The organism is Pseudoduganella aquatica (assembly GCF_009857595.1).
Classification (GTDB): Bacteria; Pseudomonadota; Gammaproteobacteria; order Burkholderiales; family Burkholderiaceae_D; genus Rugamonas; species Rugamonas aquatica_A.
This window is the reverse complement of sequence record NZ_WWCU01000101.1, coordinates 1-1,139: the sequence shown is the minus strand read 5'-3', so window position 1 is coordinate 1,139 and position 1,139 is coordinate 1. Positions and strand designations below refer to the sequence as shown.

Below are 1,139 nucleotides of genomic sequence, written 5' to 3'. Positions count from 1 at the left end.
AGTTGGAGGCGACGCGGACCCAGGCCGAGTCGCATTCGTCATTGTTGGCGCCGGCCAAGCCGCGGTCGCCATGGTCCTGCGCACGCGTGCCGGGGAAGCGGATCTTTACGCGGCCCATTTCGTCGCAGTGCACTTCCTCGCCTTCCGGGCCGACCACGATGGCGCTTTGCATCTGCGGCTGCGGTAGCTCGGTGCGCGGGTCGTAGGCGGGCACGATGGGGACGCCGCGCCGCACGGCGGTGAACTGGATGTGCATGCGCGAGCTGCCTTCGGCAACGTGCCCGGCCAGCTCCTGACGCAGCTGCGCATCGTGCGCGCCGTCCGCGTCCTTGCGCATCCAACGATTGCGGGCGAACAGGCGTTCCACGCGCGCGGCCAGCGCCTTGGGCAGGTTGTTCTGCGCGGTCACCTGCAGCGCCGTGACGGTGAAGTCGCGCTCCTCTGCGGCGTGGCTGCTGATCTCAGGGTGGCCTTCGAGCGTGAAGTATTCGCCCACGCACAGGTCGCGCACGCTGCCTTCGGCGTGGAAGCACTTGGTTTCGTAGTCGTGGCGCTGCATGCGCAGCTGGCCAAGTTTGAACAGGTCTTCATGGTCGTCGCCAGCGTGCGGCGGCAGCACCTGGTAGTCGTCCATGCTGGCGGCCATCCAGCGGCCGCTGCTGCCTTGGTCGGCCTCCCCAAGCGCGGCCACGCTCATGAAGTGCACGCCGAGCGGGTTGCGGTAGTCCCAGCTGTGGGTGGCGGTGCTGCCCGGTTGCAGCGTGCGCACAGCGCTCCAGGAGGTGATGCTGTCGCGTTCTTCGGTGGCGCTGTCGCGGTGGTAGCGCACGGCGCCGGCGGCGTTTTCGCGCACGCTGTCGGGGCGGTTGAGCAGCACCATGGTGTGGAACAGGGTGCGCTCGCCGTGGTGGGCGCGGAAGTACCAGGAGATACCGCGCCGTTTGAGCAGGCGGCGGATGAAAGCGCCGTCGGACTCGTTGTGCTGCATGGTGAATTCGCGCTTGGGGTAGCTGATGGTGTCGAAGAAGTCGGCCAGTTCGTGCTGAAAGCAGATGCCGACGATGCGGTTCCCCAGCCGCCATTCGTCCAGGATCAGCTGGACGATTTCCACTTCGTCCTTGTTGCGGAACACGCGGGTG

At 67.1% G+C, this 1,139-nt stretch carries 1 protein-coding gene; it reads right to left on the bottom strand.

All coding sequences use genetic code 11. The annotated features are described in order from the left end of the window. Positions 1 to 1,139, bottom strand: a 1,139-nt coding sequence (locus GTP77_RS29695; RefSeq protein WP_161075743.1) for a type VI secretion system Vgr family protein, incomplete at both ends; no start/stop codon positions are given.